The following is a 16,998-nucleotide window of genomic DNA, read 5'->3' on the forward strand; positions in this document are numbered from 1 at the left end:
GGAAGTGGTTTGAGTTCTTTTACTTGATGAGGGGATGGATTTCCGCTCATTGTTTTATTTTCCATAGGAGAACCTTGTTTAACTCTCGAAGCTAGTAGTCTTAAGGTTTGATATAAGCATAGCCTTTTTCTTGTAATTCAATGAGGTCTAAAATACCAGCTGGTACCACGATGACCTTTTCAGGCAAGGATTCTGTACTGATGTGATTGCCACGTAGCGCATTAGCACAAGCGTGGAAGGTAACCCCTAAAGCAAGAAATTCTTCATTTGCTGGATCAAGGTAGCCGGTGATGCCTTCACCGTTGACACTAACCACAATCGTCGTTTCAGGAGCGATTTTCAATAGGTTCTTGACGTTATTCATCGTTTCATGCCACTTTCTCGTTTCATCGATATGAAAAACAACTCTCATTTGAGTCTCTCCTTATTTTTTGATGATCAAGTTGATTGCTTGTTCCATTTTTTTGGCTTGCTCTTCTGCGCTGTTTTCTGGATGCTCCAAACAGTCTTTTAAGTTTTCTGCCACGATCATTCCCATGACACGATCAATGCTAGAACGAACGGCACTTAATTGTGTGATAATTGCCATACAGTCTTTCTCTTCTTCAATCATCTTTTGGATGCCGCGAATTTGTCCTTCTGTTCGTTTTAGTCGATTGATGATGTTCTTGTCATTGATTTCCATTTGAAAACCTCCTTTATGCTTCTAGTGAGATGATACCCTATGTAGGTATATTTTGTAAATAATTATGTCGATTTGAAAAAGCTAGAATTTGAATAGTTGACAATTCTCTCTTTTTTGTGTTGAATATACCCCATAAGGTATTTACAAAAAATAAAAAGGTGGAAATCAAGATGTCACTATTTCAAACAGTCAAATCAATCTCAACAGCGGAATTAAAAGAAAAATTGAATGGTTCTATTCAGTTGCTCGATGTAAGAACACCAGCAGAATACCGAGGGGGGCATATCAGACAAGCGAAAAATATTCCACTTCAACGTATTCTAAGTTTTAAAGGAAAACAAGAAGCGCCTGTCTATGTCATCTGTCAATCGGGAATGCGGAGCAAACAAGCTACGAAAGAGTTGAAGAAAATGGGGTATGATGTTATCAATGTACGTGGTGGGATGAATCAATGGTTTGAACCAACAGTAGGAGGGAAATAAATGAAAATTGTTATTGTCGGCGGGGTAGCAGGGGGGATGTCTGCTGCCACTAGATTACGTCGTTTAAAAGAAGATGCTGAAATCGTCGTGTTTGAAAAAGGACCGTATGTCTCATTTGCCAATTGCGGGTTACCTTATTATCTCTCTGGTGAGATCAGTGAGAGAGAGAATCTTTTGGTACAAACACCAGAATCATTGGCTGCTCGTTTTCAATTAGATGTGCGTCCCAATCATGAAGTCACAGCCGTTTATCCAGATGAAAAGAAAGTTGAAGTTTTATCTGACGGGAAAAAATGGCAGGAGAGTTATGATGTATTGCTTCTTTCCCCAGGGGCAAAACCAGTCAGACCAGCTATTTCAGGATTAGCAGAAGCCAAAAATGTTTATACTGTTAGAAATGTACCGGATATTGATATGGTAATGAATGCTCTTGAAGAACAACCCAAAAAAGCTGTCGTAGTAGGGGCAGGATTTATCGGATTGGAAATGGCAGAGAATTTAAAAAAACGTGGACTGGCAGTTTCAATTGTAGAACTGGCACCACATGTCCTGCCTTCTTTAGATGAAGAAATGGCGGTGCATATCCAAAATGAACTCATTAAACAAGGCGTCCATGTCCAAACAAAACGTTCTGTCACTGCTTTTGAACATGGTGGCAAGCAGTTACGATTAGATGATGGCACAACGATCGATTCTGATTTAACGATCCTCTCAGTAGGCGTTCAGCCAGACAGTACATTGGCAAAAATGGCTGGACTTGAAACAGGGCTGCGTGGTGGGATCGTAGTCAATGAACACTACCAAACAAGTGATCCTTCCATCTATGCGGTGGGAGATGCCATCGTTGTCAAACAACAAATTACAGGTGCCGATGCGTTGATTTCTCTTGCTTCTCCTGCTAACCGTCAAGGGCGACAAGCAGCAGATAATATAGCGGGAATCGTTCGTAACAATCGAGGAAGTCTTGGTACGTCAATTGTGCGGGTCTTTGACCTTGCTGCCGCTTCTACTGGATTAACAGAAAGAATGGCCCAACAAGCCAACTTACCTTTCTCAGTAGTCCATGTTTCTGGGAAAGACCATGCTAGTTACTATCCTGAAGCTACAGATATTTTGTTAAAACTGATCTTTCATCCTAAGACAGGTGAAATCTATGGTGCACAAGGAGTCGGTGCCAAAGGTGTTGATAAACGAATCGATAGTTTAGCCACAGCCATCAAAGGACAACTAACGATTTTTGATTTACCGGAATTAGAATTTACCTATGCGCCACCTTTTGGTTCTGCGAAAGATCCAGTGAACATGTTGGGATATGTGGCCATGAATGTCGCAGAAGGGCTAAGCGAGACGATCCAATGGCATGAATTGCCAGAAGCACTTGCACAAGGAAAAATCTTACTCGATGTTCGTAATGAAGGCGAGTTGCAAAACGGTGCTTTTAAAGATGCGCTGAATATTCCTTTAAATGATTTACGCTGTCGATTGGCGGAATTAGACCGTGAGAAAGAATACATTGTCAGCTGTCATAGTGGACTTCGTAGTTACTTAGCAGAACGTATCTTGAAACAAGCAGGCTTTCATGTCCAAAATCTCGATGGCGCCTTTGCCTTGTATCACGCTGTTCGTCCAGAAGACTTGATTTATCCAGAAAAATAGAGCTTTGCCTTGCATTCTTAGTAAAATGGCGCTAGACTGGTTAGTTCTACTACTTCGAATCAAAGGAGAATGTGTATGGTCAACACACGAAATTTAGAAGAAGCCTATCTAGCGTCAGTTTATCGGCAATTACTAGAAAAGCAGGAAGAGTATCAGCAACTATTACAAGAAACCAGTGCGTACGGTCGGGACTCTCTACAAACGATGTCTGAAGATATTCGGATCAATTTTGAAAGTTATTTAGACAATCTTGATACGTATTCACTGATCGAGATGAAAAATCGCGAAATCGATCAATTGAATCTCAAGATTCAATCAGCTAATGAGACTTGAAAAAAATCGAACGGCTATTGATGAGTCCCTATTTTGGGAAGATCGAAATTGATTTTTTAGAGGAAGAAGCACAAGGAAAAAACAGTCACGAAGCTTTTTATATTGGGACGGCTAACTTTACCAATGATGAAGATGAAACCTTGGTTTATGATTGGCGTTCGCCGATTGCTTCTCTTTTTTATAACAACGATTTAGGTCATTCTTCTTATTTAGTGAATCAAAACCAAATTGAGGTAATGATCCATGAGCGACGTCAATTTATCATCAAAAAAGATCAATTGCTCCACTTTTTTGACACCTCGGTAGCAATCCAAGATGATGTCTTACTTGATGCTTTAGAACAAAGTGAGACGTCAGAGATGAAGGCAATCACGGCTACGATCCAATCCGAACAAAATACGATCATCCGAGACACTACAAGCCAAAATATCTTAGTCAATGGCGTTGCAGGCAGTGGGAAAACCTCAACGATCATGCAACGAATTGCTTATTTGCTTTATCAATACCGAAACCAACTTTCTGCGGATGATTTGCTGATTTTGTCACCGAACCATCAATTTATTGATTATATCGGTAAGGTATTACCTTCGTTAGGTGAAAAAAATCCGTTGAATGTCACGATGATTCAGTTGGTGGATCAACTTTTTTTAGGGAATGTTGAGTCAGAAAAAGCTTATTTTCAACGGATTACGCAGACGGATGTGGATGACCAGACAGCAGTTCTCAGAAGTCAGGCATTTATGAAGCAGATCGAGCAAGCGACTTCCTTGTTTACTAAACAGGCTGATTTCTTTTTAGCCATCAAAAAGAAGGAAAAAATCGTGATCTCAAAAGAAGTGATCAAAAAAATCTATGATAGCACGCCCGATTACCCGAATCTAAGAGAAAAACTTCAAGCGACTAAAGACCGATTGTTGCGCTACTGGGAAAAGCAATTGCTGAAACAAGCAGGTAGTGACGCCATTAAAGATCAATTATTATCCTTACCAGAAAAGATGCAACAACAGTATTTCCAACAGTTGATCACCGATGAATCGCCAGAAAAATTAGTCAGTTATGGCAAACAATTGCTTCAAAGAAAATATCGAACAGTAACGAAACAAATCAAACAGATGGCATGGGTCGATGAACAATTTTTATTTGAGGAGATTTATCAAAGTTACACTGGGAATAAGTATCAGCGAACAACTCCTTGTACATTAGATGAAGCCGTCGCACGTTTGCATGTGCGCCATCTGCTGATCGAAAAAATCACCCAAGTCAAAAAGTTCGTGTTGATCGATGAGGTGCAAGACTATACAAGTGCGCAACTTTTGCTCTTGTTAAACATCTTCCCCAACGCTCGCTTTACACTCGTAGGAGATGAAAATCAGGGGATTTTTAATTCCACGACTTCTTTTGAAGCAATTGAAAGCTATTTTTCAACGGCTGGACGATCTGTGACGAGATATGATTTATTGAATAGTTATCGTTCAAGCGGGGCAATCACGACTCTCTTTACCCAATATTCAGGGGAAAAAGAAAAGATCGCTATTGTTCCCGTTCGTCCTTATGGGGAAGAGCCGGAATTTGTGACTGCAGCGACTTTTGATCAGTGGCTCAGTCAGGTCAATGAACGACAACAGCACACAGGTGAACAATTAACAGTTATTACGTTGGAAGAACAGCAAGCCGCAATGATACAACAAAAAGTAGAGCGGAATAATCAGCTGAACATCCAAGTACGCCCATTGAGTCTTTCTAAAGGACTCGAATTTGATCACGTACTGATTTATCTAACAGCTGAACCGAATACCCCACGTGAAAGAAGGCAAATGTACACGGCTATATCTCGAGCAATGAAAACTGTCGTTATTTCTTTGGTAACAGATCAATAGAGAAAAAACAAGTTATCTTTAGTGAGACTCGCTAAGATAACTTGTTTTATGTTTTTATTATTTTAGTTATTTTAATTTATTAAGAAAACCTTAACGTCAAGATCAAATCTCATACATATTTCAAGAAACAAGCTACTATTAAATAAACAAAATTAAATAAACACAATAAAAGTAAAGTATAAGTAAAGGGTAGTTGGTCATTTGATGAATTGTTCGTCTAGCTGTCATCATCAAAAAATGTAAAGGTTTTTATAAAAGGGGACTAAATTTATTTTTTAAAGGTGGGAGAAAAATGAATACTCGAATAAAACGTGAAGAAGTAGCAACTCTTTTGATTAAGGATAAGTTTTTTGCCAAAGGAAATCGACGGTTAAAAATCAAGCAATGGATTGTTGCGATTCTAGGATGGTGTGGCGTGATTTTTCCATTTATTTGGGTAACTATTTCGTTTCGGGCTTCAATGAAAGGGAGAGGATTACAATGGCATTCGTTTCCGGAAGAACGAAAAACGTTTTCTTTTTTGTTGCTATTTTTAGCGGTTGCTTTTTTAGGCTTTGTTCTTTTATTCTTATTCATGACTCGTTGGAATAATCGTCGTTACCAAACGATGCTAAGAAGTGAAAAAATGTATGATGAAGAAAAATTAGAAAAGCGTCGAGATATTTTAGAAACGGAATTCAGCATGCGCTTTGGACCTAAGGAAGAGCGTGAAGCGGTTTGCTATTACGTAGTATCAGAAGAGCAAAATCTTGAAAAAGATTTGATCGAAAACCTCTAAAAAAACGAGGGGGTCGAACTCTAATGGTCAGAGTCATTCATACAGGTAATGAACTACTGGATTTTGTAGCTACGATCATTTATTTTATCCTTGTTTCTTACCCAATCCTTGGTAGTTTTGCATGGTTTATTGGGGTATTATGCTATTCGTTTTTATTTAAATATAAGCACATTGATTGGGCGGAGATTCCGACAGAGGTCGAACCGTTTATCACGATCATGGTACCGGCCCACAATGAAGAAGTGGTGATTGAAGACACAATCGATTATTTAATGACAAAAATCAATTATGGGAATTATGAAGTGTTAGTGACAGATGATGGTTCAACGGACGAAACCCCGGCAATATTAGCTCGTTTACAAAAAAAATACCCCAAATTACGAGTGATCCGCATTGATAAAAATAAGGGGAAAGCTCACGCATTTGATATTGGGATGGCTTTTGCCAAAGGTCGGTTGATCTTAAGCAATGATGCGGATACGGTACCTGAACCAGATGCTTTGTCAAATTATGTGAATTACTTTATTCGCCCTGGTGGTAGAAATATCTCTGCTGTTACTGCCAATATGGACGTGAAAAATCGTACGTCTTTACTTGGAAAATCCCAGACTGTTGAATTTTCGAGCATCGTAGGGATCATCAAACGAACACAAGCAGGTGTACTTGGCGGTCTTTATGCGTACAGTGGGGCAAATACCATGTATCGAAGAGACGCATTGATCGATGTTGGCGGCTTTCGTCAAGATCGGGCGACAGAAGATATCAGTATTGCGTGGGATCATCAGCTGAATGGCTGGATCTCGGTGTTTGCGCCAACCATCATATTTTTTATGGAAGTTCCAGTAAGTTTGCCGATGCTTTATCGTCAGAGAAAACGTTGGGCAAAAGGGGGGACGGAAGTCTGGTTGACGAATTTTAAAAAAGTCCTCTTCCATCCTTTTGAAAATATCGGCAGGACGTTCATGTTTATTGATCAAACTTTTAGTATTATTTGGTCGTTGTTCTTTTGTATTTCATTTTTCGTTTTTATTATTTTAATGGGTATTTATCTTTATCAAGGAAATTTTGAACAAATCTATCGGACATTGACGATTAGCTTTCTGTTTGTTTGCTTCGAAATGATCTCAGGCATCATTCAACTGATTGCATCTTTGGTGGTAGACGATCAAGGAAGAAAATTGAAATATATGTTATTTGCCCCATTGTATATGTTGTTATTCTGGATGGTCAATGCGATCACCATCATGACGACCTTTATCCCAGCAATCAAAACGATTTTAGGATACGGAAGCGGCACATGGAAAAGTCCAGAACGAAAAAGTGAATGATGCAACTGAAAAGGACTAGCAAACAAGTGACTGTAGCAGAAGACGAAAGCCGTCTTTTACTACAGTCTTTTTGGTTACATAACTAACTAAATGATTCAGAGAAACCGTTTACTAACTGTTTTTTATAATAACTATTATAATGTTTAATATAAACATAAAGGAGGAGATAATGTGGAATTGTACTATCTGACGGGGTTGTTTTTAATAATTATATTGTTGTATTTGTTGGCAAAAAAATATGATTTTGTCAAACAACTTTTTTCAAAGATCACGATTACTTTTTTAGTTGTTTATTTGATATGGCGCTTGTTTTATACCATACTAATAGATAGTTCTGTTTCTTTAATATTTGGGATCATTCTTTATATTGCAGAATTTATCGGGTTATTTGTCTACGGTTTTTTTATTTACCTATTTTCGAATAAATTGTCAAATGAACATCTCTATGAGGCCTATGACGAGAGTTTTCAACCAAGTGTTGCGGCGTCTATTTGTACGTATAACGAAAATAGTAAATTAGTGATCGCCACGGCTTTGGCTGTCAAAGCGTTACGATATCCCAATAAAAAAATATATATTTGCGATGATGGTCATCGTGAGGAATTAAAAGAGATGGCAGAACGTTTTTCCATCGGTTATTTATCACGAGAGGGCAATGAGCATGCGAAAGCTGGCAACATCAACTATGCACTCTCACAAACGACTAGTGACCTCGTACTACTATTGGATGCAGATTTTATTGTCAAAAAAAATATCATTTTTGAAGCCGTTAATTATTTCAAAAATCCTAAAATGGCACTCGTTCAATATCCTCAAACCTTCTATAATAAAGATCCATTTCAGCTTTTAAGAAATTCCTTTTATAATGAGCAAGAATTATTTATGCGTTTTTTGGAGCCAGCTCTTTCTCGAGAAAACGCCCTGATCCATATCGGGACAAATGCAATTATTAGAAGAAGTGCTTTAGAAGAAATCGGTGGGGTTCCAACGAATAGTATTACAGAAGACATGGCGACAGGGATGTTGTTACAAAATGCCGGCTACGAGACCCTCTTTATCAACAAGGCTTATGCATTGGGAATTACCCCTTATACAGCGAAAGAACTAGCTTCCCAACGCTCGCGTTGGGCACAAGGTACGAAGCAGATTTTTGACCACTTCAAGCCACGAAAGTTAAAAGGGTTGTCATTGATGCAAAAATTATGTTATTACAACTCTTATTTGTATTGGTTTACTTCTTTCCAGAAAATTATTTTTTTATTAGCGCCTACGCTGTTTATGGTTTTTGATATTTTTCTTGTTAGAAGTAACAACCATCAATTGTTACTATTCTTTTTACCGCCGTTTGTTATGATCACCTTATCCTTTAGGTTATACGTGCCTAAAATAAGAAATCTAACGAGTTCTCACATTTATGACTGCTTTGTGGCACCGATCCACACAGGAGCATTATTAAAAGAATTTTTCAAACCACAAAAGAAATTCAACGTAACGAAAAAAGAAATTGTCGGGAGTAACGCATTTGATTGGCGTACGGTGTTCCCGCATATCGTTCTTTTTTGCTGGATTCTTTTTGCTTGTATCATTGCTCTTTATCGATTGATTCGTGGGGAAGGCTATGAATTTGGTTATATTGTTACGTTAGTATGGTCAGTCTATAATCTTTATGGCTTGTTTTATGCCATCACGATCGGTAAAAACCGAGATATCGAAAGTGACAGTGAAGCATTAAGTATTACAGTCAATCGTCAGTTATCCTATGATTCGAAAATTTTTGAGATGTATCAAATGAGTTTTAATGGCTTTCGGATCAGAACTGGTGGGGAATCATTCATTCCGGGAGAAAACTATATGTTTGTTGATCAACAACAAGGGTTGCAGATTACTTCAGTGTGTCGAGAAACACAGGAAGCTTACACCACTTTCTCATTTGAAGATTTGACCCCACAATCAGCGGAAGAACTAGCGAGTTATTATAGTGACCAGCTGAATGCTGCCAAACAACTAGAATTTGATATGGAAGATGATTTAGTAGAAAGCTAAAAAAGAAGAATCACTCGCTTTTAAAAAAAGCGAATGATTCTTTTTTCATTTTTTATCAGCTATTCAAGACTTCTCCACAGGCTCGACATGTACATCTGTTTCGTGGACTTGGAATTGTTCAAATAAAGTGTGTTCGATCAAATCAGAAATATCATGACTTTCTTTGACAGTCAAATTAGGGTCCATGGTAACAGTGATATCTACATAGGTATTTGAACCATAAGTACGCCCTTTGATACTCTTCACGCTTTGGACTTCCGGGATGTTATTGACTGCTTGTTTGTAGCGCTCTAATTTTTGTTGGTCAAAGCCATCAGATAAAGAAAAGGAGCTTTCTCTAAAGATATCAACCGCTGTTTTTAAAATCAATAAACCCACGACGATTGCAGCGGCACTATCCAACCAACCCAAATTGAAGGAGGCCGCAAACACTGCCACGGCCGTACCGATACTTGTCCACGCGTCACTAAGATTGTCTTTCGCAGCAGCTAGTAAACCAGGACTGTTGACTTTTGTGGCTAGTTTTTTATTAAAGAGATAAACCCCGTACATGATCAGCGCTGAGACAATCCCAACAATGGCTGCGGTCATATCGGGTGATTCCATTTTTTTGTCAGTAATCGAGAGAATCGAAGAGTACAAGACTTCCAGACCAACCAATAACATAATAAACGAAGTGATTAAACTTGCAATATTTTCGGCTTTCCAGTGACCATAGCGATGTTCAGTGTCTGCAGGTTTGCGTGAGATTCTCAAACCGATCAATACAGCAACTGAAGCTAGGATATCCGTAAAATTGTTTAAGCCATCTGCTCTTAACGCTTCAGAATTTGCGAGATTCCCGATAGTCAACTTCAGTATCGAGACTACGATATAAGCGACAATACTGATGATTGCACCTAATTCTGCTTGTTTCAATTGTTTATATCTGTCTTTGTTCACACATTTTCACTCCAACATAAAGTATTTTATTATCTTATAATATTTTCGAATAAAATCACTAAAAGTGTGGAAAATATAATGGTTTTGGATAGGCGAAATTTGGAACTATCCCGAGCTTAACTGAATCGATAGGAGCAGCGAATCAAAGGGGATCAGCTATGATGACACCTGCAGTAGATTCAGAAATCAGCTAAAAACAAAAAGCAGGAAAGTCATCTGATGCGTATGCTTTGAGCTTTAAATTTAACCGTGTTAGGGTAGATTTGTACCGAATAAGAAGGAGGAAAGAGACACATGGCAAAAAGAGATTTACCAAAAGTCGAAACTCGTCTTTATATCAATGGCAAATGGCAGACAGGAACAGAAGGTACCTTCGAGGTGATCAACCCTGCAACAGGTGAAACCTTAGCGAATGTTCAAAAAGGTGGAGAAAGTGAAACACATGAAGCAATCAAAGCCGCTAAGAAAGCATTTGAAGAGTGGTCAAAAACTTCTCCTGCTCAACGGGCAAAATTAATGAACAAGATGGCAGATCTAGTGGAAGAAGACAGTGAACGTTTAGCTACGATCATGACGATGGAACAAGGAAAGCCACTCAAACAAGCTGCTTCAGAAATCAACACGAATGTTGAAAATTTGCGGTGGAATGCTGCCGAAGGGCAAAGAATCTTAGGCGAGATCATTCCTTCTCCGGCAACCAATGAATGGCAAGTACGTAAAGAACCAGTTGGAGTAGTAGGTGCAATCACTCCTTGGAACTTTCCATCCAATATGATTATCCGTAAGATATCTCCAGCAATCGCGGCTGGCTGCACGGTTATCTTAAAACCAGCAAAAGCGACACCGCTTTCTGCATTGGCGTTAATGGAGCTTTTTGATCAAGCTGGCTTTCCTCCAGGGGTCGTTAATATCGTGACTGGAGACTCCTCAACGATCGGTAAAATTATAACCGAATCAGAAGACGTGCAAAAAATCACTTTCACTGGTTCGACAGAAGTAGGTCAAATCTTAAATAAACAAGCAGCATCAACGTTGAAAAAAGTTTCCATGGAACTAGGCGGACATGCGCCGTTGATTATTTTTCCAGATGCAGATTTAGAATTAGCAACGGATCAATTGATCAAAACAAAATTCATCAATAACGGACAAGTATGTACGTCGCCTAATCGAATTTTTCTTCATGAAGCAATCAAAGAAGAAGCTACGAAATTGATCGTCGAAAAAATCAAACAAGTATCCGTTGGTAATGGCTTAGATGATCCAACGACAGGTCCTTTGATTAATCAAGAAGGTTTAGAAAAGGTAGAAGAACAAATCAAAGATGCCGTAGATAAAGGAGCCAAGATTTTAGCAGGTGGGCAACGACTGACAGAAGGCGAGTATGCGCATGGTTATTTCTTTGAACCCACTGTTTTGGATGGTGTCACGAAGGAAATGGACATCTTTTATCAAGAAACCTTTGGACCAGTGATTCCGTTGATTGCTTTTAAGGAAGAAGAGGAAGTGATCAAAGACGCCAATGATACCATCTTTGGGTTAGCTTCTTACTTCTTCGCAACGAATATCCACACGATCGCGAATGTTAGCCAAAAACTCCAATATGGGATGGTCGGTGTCAATGATACAGCTATTTCAAATTCAGCTACGCCATTTGGAGGGGTCAAGCATTCAGGCTTTGGTCGGGAAAATGGAACTTACGGTGTGGAAGAATATGTAGTAGCGAAGTTTGTGACGATTCGGACAGCTAAATAACTAGCGTATCAAAAAGCAAAAAAATAACCAAAGAAGCTAGATTCTTCCCAGCTAGTTTCTTTGGTTATTTCTACGTTATTTCTGTTGTTCTTGCTTTCGACATTCATGATAGACATGATAGAGATTTAGTTCATATTCTTTTTTGGCATTCGTTACAACAGTATCTAAAATCAACCCAGTAACTAATGAAAGTAAGGCAAGGATCATCAATCCGGTACTTAAAATAGCAGAAGGTACCCGTGTGATAAAGTGAGTCAGCATATACTCTCGGATCACTGGAACACCGGCAAATAAGCCGAATACAAAAAAGAAAAAGGTCCAGATGCCAAAAAACATCAATGGTTTGTAGTCTTTCCACATTTTAACGATCATCATGATCACTTTAAATCCATCAGAAAATGTATTCAGTTTCGATTCACTGCCTTCTGGACGGTCTCGGTAATCGATCGGCAATTCGACCAATTTGAATTTTTTGTCTAAGGCATGGATCGTCAGTTCAGTTTCGATTTGGAATCCGGAACTCATGATCGGGAAACTTTTGACAAAAATACGATTAAATCCTCGATAGCCTGTCATGACGTCTCGTATTTTTGTTTTATATAATCGTGTGATTGTGTTTTTCACTAAATTATTCCCAAAATCATGAAACGGACGTTTGTTTTCGTCAAAGTAAGTCCCATTTGAAAGTCGGTCACCAATTACCATATCCGCTTCACCTGAGCGAAGTTTATCCAGTAATCCATGCACCGCTTCGGCAGGATAGGTATCATCACCATCCACCATGAGATAGTAATCTGCATCAATATCAAAAAACATTTGCCGAATGACATTTCCTTTCCCTTGTCTTGGTTCTTTTTTGACGATTGCCCCACACGCCACGGCAAGTTCATAGGTGGTGTCAGTCGAATTGTTGTCATATACGTAAATCTCTGCTTCCGGTAATTCTCGTCTAAAGTCTGCAATGACTGTTGAAATCGTCGCTTCTTCATTATAACAAGGAATCAGAACAGCAATTTTCTCTTGTTGTTCCATTTTTCACTCTCCTTAAATCATAGAAAACAAAATCTCTATTAAGAATACTGTATCAAATTCTTAAATGCTAGTACCTAGAGAGAATTTTCACTTCTTTTTGTTTCCATTGTAAAAAGCCCCGTATAAAACCACTATTTTTATATTAATGGTGATGGCTGAGGCTTCGCTTTATTAAATCAATTCATTCTTTTTTCTTGAAATCTCTAACACGGTGCCGGTATACGCATCCGCTAAAAATTCGTAGCAAATGATTTCGCCATCTTCCAGGCGGGAAATCCCTCCACGATAAGCTTTGGAATGGATCGCAAATTTTCTAGTCGGTTCTTTTTCAAATGAGATCCAAGACCCCTCGATGGAGCCTTCTTTTAAGAATGATTCTTTGACTTGTTCTAAGACTTGATCAGCTGATAACGTTTTCTTACGTTGATACAAAACCATTGAAGTGATGCCACTGATTAAACCAAGTCCGATACCTATAGCAAGACCGTTTTTAAAATTATTTGACTCACATTCTTCAGAATACATACGTCTTACCTCCTTCTTTGTCCAAAAAGATTATCTTCATTTATTCTACCATACTCTGTGTTTTTCTTAGAAATAAATAACCGCTATCAATTAAAATAAGCTATAATAAATGTGAGTGATTGACTAAGAGCAATACAAATTAGTCAGTCAACTATAAATTTGAGAGGAGCATAGTCTGAATCTTAGGCGAACTTTATTATGGATGAAAAAACATTTCAACGAATCAAAGAGTTAACAGAACTTCAAGGAACAAGTGGTTTTGAACAAGACATTCGTACGTATATGGAAGCGCACATGGAACCCTTAGTGGACGAATTACAACTAGATGGTTTAGGTGGAATCTTTGGCTTACGCCAACATGAAGAGGCAGATGCCCCACGTGTGATGGTTGCGGCTCATATGGATGAAGTAGGATTTATGCTAACCCAAATCCAGGACAACGGTTTATTCAAAGTTGTACCTTTAGGTGGCTGGAATCCGTATGTGGTTTCTGCTCAACGCTACACATTGAAGACTTCTTCTGGCAAAAATTACCCATGTATTTCTTCTTCTGTTCCACCACATTTATTACGTGGAACAAGCGGCCAAAAATCAGTGGAAGTGACAGATATCTTATTTGATGCTGGTTTTGAATCACGTGAAGAAGCAATGAGCTTTGGCGTATTGCCAGGCGATACGATCGTACCATTCGCTGAAACCATCAAAACGGCTAATGGCAAAAATATCATCAGTAAATCATGGGATAACCGCTATGGTTGTACAATGGTGTTAGAAGCGTTAGAAGCGCTGCAAAATGAAAAACTAGGTCATACATTGATCGCAGGAGCAAACGTGCAAGAAGAAGTTGGCTTACGTGGATCAAAAGCTTCTGTCAACAAATTCAAACCTGATTTATTCTTTGCAGTCGATTGCTCAGCAGCAGACGATACGGTAACGAAAAAAGGGACATTCGGACATCTAGGTGAAGGAACGTTGATGCGTATCCAAGACCCAGGATTGATCATGTTACCACGCTTGCGTGAATACTTATTAGACGTGGCTGAAACAAACAACATTCCTTACCAATACTTTGTCTCAAAAGGCGGCACAGATGCAGGTGCGGCACATACACAAAACGAAGGAATCCCAAGTACGGTGATCGGAGTCGTAGGACGCTACATTCATACACATCAAACAATGTTTAGCATTCGTGACTTTGAAGCAGCAAGAGAGATGTTAATCCAAACATTAAAAGGATTAGACAAATCGACTGTCAATACGATCGTTTACGGAAAATAAGAATACATCCTTTAAACGAAGTGAAACGAGAACCATGGATCGTGGAACAGAGATAAGCGAAGGATAGTATAAATAGTTAAGAAGAGGCTGTGAAAGAAGCGTTTAGCTCCGAGCGAATAAGAGAGGATTTTTTAAAATAGCTCCTCATATTTTAGAAAATCATCGCTTATTGTTGAGGAGTTGCTTCTTGAACGCCGTGAATCAGAGGTCGTGAAAACATCGGGTAGCTCTGATGACAATAAGCCTGAATTTTTTGAAACAGCTTCTCATGTTTTGGAAAATTCAGGCTTATTTCAAGGAGCTGATGTTTGAACACCGTTTATTCGCTTTTAGAGATACTAGAAGAGACTGAGACAAGTTTTGTCTCGGCCTCTTCTTGTTTTGACGTCAGTCAGTAAATACGGGGGAAATCGGTGAATCGTTTTTTTGGTTGAAGCACCTGAATTTTTTGAATACAAAAGTGAGGACTGGTTAGGAGTTGGTGACTTTTAAAGAAAGGTGTATAATTTAAATATAAGAAGAAAAGAGGGACAGCAATGATTATTCCAAAAAACTTAGAAGAATTAGCAGGTTACGTTGAAAAAGGGAACAGTGTCTTTTTCTTTACCGCAGATTGGTGTGGCGATTGTCGCTTTATCAAGCCTCAAATGCCAGAAATAGAAAATGATTTTGCCGCATGGCGTTTTATTGAAGTCGATCGTGACAAATACATAGATGTAGCCGCTGAGTGGAACATTTTTGGAATCCCAAGTTTTGTAGTGATCAAAGACGGTAAAGAATTAGGTCGTCTAGTGAATAAAGATCGGAAAACAAAACAAGAAATCGAGGATTTTTTAAATCGTGTGACGAACGGCTAACATCTGGATATTTGTTAGGAGGGATCAGGATGGAACAAGAATATAAAAATATTTTGGTCGGGATCGATGGAAGTGAGCAAGCACTTTCTGCCTTTAAAAAAGCAGTTGAGGTTGCTCGAAGAAACGACGGAACCGTCTATGTAGCAAATGTGATCGACCAACAATTTTATAATTTCATGGGCTATGTCCCAATAGATCAAACGCTAGTTGACCAACAAACAGAAGCAGCGAAACAAATGATCGAAGACTGCAAAGCTTATGGAAAAACAGTTGACTATCAAAAAATCGAAGGAATCGTCGCTTATGGTTCTGTTAGAGAATCAATGGCAGTCAACTTACCAAAAAAATATGCGATCGATTTGATCATGGTCGGTCAATCAGGATTAAATGCGGTTGAACGATTTATGACAGGTAGTGTTTCCAGCTATGTCATCCGCCGAGCACCATGTGATGTCTTGATTGTCTCTGATGAAGTGGAGAACAACACCGACAATTAAATACGTTAACTAAGAGATAGTGAAATGCCTAGCTCTAAGAAATAAGCCGGAGAATCCGAAAATAGTTCCTCCTATTTTTGGGATTCTCCGGCAAATTTTCTGATAGAGTGACTTTTTGCATGCTGTTTACTCGTTTTTAGAGTGAAGGGCAAGATATCTTTCACAGGCTCGTTGCTATTGAAAATTCTTGCGATTCCATAACTAAGAAAATAGTTGTTCGCACTTTTTTTGAAGAATGAAAAAAAGCATGCACAAAAACTTTTTTTTTGTTAAGATAAATGTCAGCAAAGGATAATGGAGGAAAAAACATGATTTTTGCTTATAATAAAGCGCACGTGGGAGATACCTTGATGGTCATCGTCTCAAATGACAATGGAACCGAAAATACGGTCATCCGTAAATGGAATGTTGCTCAAATCAAAGATGAAACAGGACAAATCGTTGGCTGGAATTTTTTCCATATCTCCGACCATCTTACGATCGAAGGTAACGGACAAGTCAAACTAACAGAAGAACAAATTGCACAGTTGAACCGCTTGATCAAAGAAGCTGGTTTTGAAGAAACGTTAACAGAAGAAAATGAACCAAAAATCGTTGTTGGCTACGTCAAAACTTGCGTACCACATCCTGATTCTGATCACTTATCGATCACTGAAACACAAGTAGGAAAAGAGGAAGTCTTACAAATCGTTTGTGGCGCTCCGAACATTGAAGCAGGACAAAAAGTCGTTGTTGCCAAACCAGGAGCTATGATGCCTGATGGAATGATGATTTGGCCAGGAACATTACGTGGGGTTGAAAGTCACGGAATGATTTGTTCGGCAAAAGAATTACAATTACCAGATGCACCGAAAGAAAAAGGGATCCTTGTTTTACCAGAAGATGCAGTGATTGGCGAAGCATTTCCAAAATAAGCAAAAAACAGCACAGTTG

General features: G+C 38.8%; 15 protein-coding genes and 1 pseudogene. 11 read left to right on the forward strand and 5 right to left on the reverse strand.

Annotation, left to right across the window (positions count from 1 at the left end):
- Positions 1 to 100 precede the first annotated feature (100 nt).
- Both AB3I42_RS11530 and AB3I42_RS11535 read right to left on the reverse strand, forming a co-directional pair.
- The gene (locus tag AB3I42_RS11530) at positions 101 to 412 is read right to left on the reverse strand and encodes a DsrE family protein (RefSeq protein WP_010737032.1); all 312 of its coding nucleotides are present in this window, start codon (positions 410 to 412) and stop codon (positions 101 to 103) included.
- 12 nt (positions 413 to 424) lie between these two features.
- Positions 425 to 685 (reverse strand): metal-sensitive transcriptional regulator, encoded by a 261-nt coding sequence (locus AB3I42_RS11535; protein WP_010737033.1) that lies wholly within the window; start codon positions 683 to 685, stop codon positions 425 to 427.
- 170 nt (positions 686 to 855) lie between these two features.
- On the opposite strand from AB3I42_RS11535, the gene AB3I42_RS11540 reads away from it, so the two are divergent.
- The 6 genes and pseudogenes from AB3I42_RS11540 to AB3I42_RS11565 all read left to right on the forward strand — a co-directional run bounded on the left by AB3I42_RS11540 (position 856) and on the right by AB3I42_RS11565 (position 9,182).
- On the forward strand, positions 856 to 1,167 hold the full coding sequence (locus AB3I42_RS11540; RefSeq protein WP_010737034.1) for a rhodanese-like domain-containing protein: 312 nt from the start codon (positions 856 to 858) through the stop codon (positions 1,165 to 1,167).
- Positions 1,168 to 2,823, forward strand: a complete 1,656-nt coding sequence (locus AB3I42_RS11545) for an FAD-dependent oxidoreductase (protein WP_010737035.1) — start codon at positions 1,168 to 1,170, stop codon at positions 2,821 to 2,823. It abuts the gene before it with no gap.
- Positions 2,824 to 2,898: 75 nt separating this feature from the next.
- A pseudogene (locus tag AB3I42_RS11550) lies at positions 2,899 to 5,033 on the forward strand (UvrD-helicase domain-containing protein).
- A gap of 292 nt (positions 5,034 to 5,325) precedes the next feature.
- Positions 5,326 to 5,811: a hypothetical protein gene (locus AB3I42_RS11555; RefSeq protein ID WP_081123419.1), complete on the forward strand. Its 486-nt coding sequence runs from the start codon at positions 5,326 to 5,328 to the stop codon at positions 5,809 to 5,811.
- Positions 5,812 to 5,834: 23 nt separating this feature from the next.
- Positions 5,835 to 7,139 carry a glycosyltransferase family 2 protein gene (locus tag AB3I42_RS11560; protein WP_181914662.1) on the forward strand — a complete coding sequence of 435 codons (1,305 nt, stop codon included), beginning with the start codon at positions 5,835 to 5,837 and terminating at the stop codon, positions 7,137 to 7,139.
- Positions 7,140 to 7,310: 171 nt separating this feature from the next.
- Positions 7,311 to 9,182: a glycosyltransferase gene (locus AB3I42_RS11565; protein ID WP_131773284.1), complete on the forward strand. Its 1,872-nt coding sequence runs from the start codon at positions 7,311 to 7,313 to the stop codon at positions 9,180 to 9,182.
- A 63-nt stretch (positions 9,183 to 9,245) separates the two neighbouring features.
- Here the strand turns inward: AB3I42_RS11565 and AB3I42_RS11570 are convergent, their stop codons facing one another.
- Positions 9,246 to 10,124, reverse strand: coding sequence for a cation diffusion facilitator family transporter (locus tag AB3I42_RS11570; RefSeq protein WP_010737041.1), 879 nt, complete (start codon positions 10,122 to 10,124; stop codon positions 9,246 to 9,248).
- Between the two features lie 294 nt (positions 10,125 to 10,418).
- Here AB3I42_RS11570 and AB3I42_RS11575 point away from each other — a divergent pair, with 294 nt between their 5' ends.
- Positions 10,419 to 11,876, forward strand: coding sequence for an NAD-dependent succinate-semialdehyde dehydrogenase (locus AB3I42_RS11575; RefSeq protein ID WP_368022511.1), 1,458 nt, complete (start codon positions 10,419 to 10,421; stop codon positions 11,874 to 11,876).
- 75 nt (positions 11,877 to 11,951) lie between these two features.
- On the opposite strand, the gene AB3I42_RS11580 is transcribed toward AB3I42_RS11575, so the two are convergent.
- Both AB3I42_RS11580 and AB3I42_RS11585 read right to left on the reverse strand, forming a co-directional pair.
- The gene (locus AB3I42_RS11580; RefSeq protein ID WP_002317103.1) at positions 11,952 to 12,908 is read right to left on the reverse strand and encodes a glycosyltransferase family 2 protein; all 957 of its coding nucleotides are present in this window, start codon (positions 12,906 to 12,908) and stop codon (positions 11,952 to 11,954) included.
- 171 nt (positions 12,909 to 13,079) lie between these two features.
- Positions 13,080 to 13,433 (reverse strand): PepSY domain-containing protein, encoded by a 354-nt coding sequence (locus tag AB3I42_RS11585; protein WP_002317104.1) that lies wholly within the window; start codon positions 13,431 to 13,433, stop codon positions 13,080 to 13,082.
- Between the two features lie 198 nt (positions 13,434 to 13,631).
- Between AB3I42_RS11585 and pepA the strand changes: the two genes are divergently transcribed.
- From pepA to ytpR, 4 genes are all read left to right on the forward strand, one after another.
- Positions 13,632 to 14,711 (forward strand): glutamyl aminopeptidase, encoded by a 1,080-nt coding sequence (gene pepA, locus AB3I42_RS11590; protein WP_181914660.1) that lies wholly within the window; start codon positions 13,632 to 13,634, stop codon positions 14,709 to 14,711.
- Between the two features lie 536 nt (positions 14,712 to 15,247).
- Positions 15,248 to 15,568 (forward strand): thioredoxin family protein, encoded by a 321-nt coding sequence (locus tag AB3I42_RS11595; protein ID WP_010737043.1) that lies wholly within the window; start codon positions 15,248 to 15,250, stop codon positions 15,566 to 15,568.
- A 29-nt stretch (positions 15,569 to 15,597) separates the two neighbouring features.
- On the forward strand, positions 15,598 to 16,065 hold the full coding sequence (locus AB3I42_RS11600) for a universal stress protein (protein WP_002317107.1): 468 nt from the start codon (positions 15,598 to 15,600) through the stop codon (positions 16,063 to 16,065).
- Positions 16,066 to 16,373: 308 nt separating this feature from the next.
- The gene (ytpR, locus tag AB3I42_RS11605) at positions 16,374 to 16,979 is read left to right on the forward strand and encodes a YtpR family tRNA-binding protein (RefSeq protein ID WP_010737044.1); all 606 of its coding nucleotides are present in this window, start codon (positions 16,374 to 16,376) and stop codon (positions 16,977 to 16,979) included.
- Positions 16,980 to 16,998: the final 19 nt, after the last annotated feature.

The sequence above is a fragment of the Enterococcus sp. C53 genome, from assembly GCF_040887425.1.
Taxonomy (GTDB): domain Bacteria; phylum Bacillota; class Bacilli; order Lactobacillales; family Enterococcaceae; genus Enterococcus_B; species Enterococcus_B hirae.